Origin of the sequence: Mesobacillus subterraneus (assembly GCF_000934845.1) — a bacterium.
Lineage (GTDB): Bacteria > Bacillota > Bacilli > Bacillales > Cytobacillaceae > Mesobacillus > Mesobacillus stamsii.
Genome location: NZ_JXIQ01000177.1, coordinates 1 through 362, shown reverse-complemented (window position 1 = coordinate 362; position 362 = coordinate 1). Strand labels below are relative to the sequence as shown.

The following is a 362-nucleotide window of genomic DNA, read 5'->3' as shown; positions in this document are numbered from 1 at the left end:
TGTTTCCATTTTTTATCTCAATACATCTTTGACTTCATTTGGCAGGATCGAAGCGTCTCGAGGGGCAAGACGCTGGAGCCGAAGTTGGACAATTTTCAAAGAAATCTTTCTTATTCTTTTAAAAAAACCGGGCAATAACCGCCCGATCCTTTTTTGGTTTTGGGTAATAATCGATTTCCACTCCAGACACTCGCTTTCCGCGGGGCGTCAGGTGAGCCTCCTCCTCGCTTCGCTCAAACCTTTCCGATAGCAACCGATTTTCCCCCGGTTTCTCGTTTTTTTGGTAACCAATACGACTCATTGGTGACCTTAAATCATAATCAACTAACTTACTTAAATACTTTTTAAAAGGAGTTCATTAT

The 362-nt window shown here is 41.7% G+C and carries 1 protein-coding gene; it reads left to right on the top strand.

The genetic code is table 11. The features are described 5' to 3' along the window. Positions 1-250 (top strand): hypothetical protein (locus tag UB32_RS20305; RefSeq protein ID WP_206742577.1); only part of this gene is annotated, 250 nt, incomplete at its 5' end. Positions 251-362: the final 112 nt, after the last annotated feature.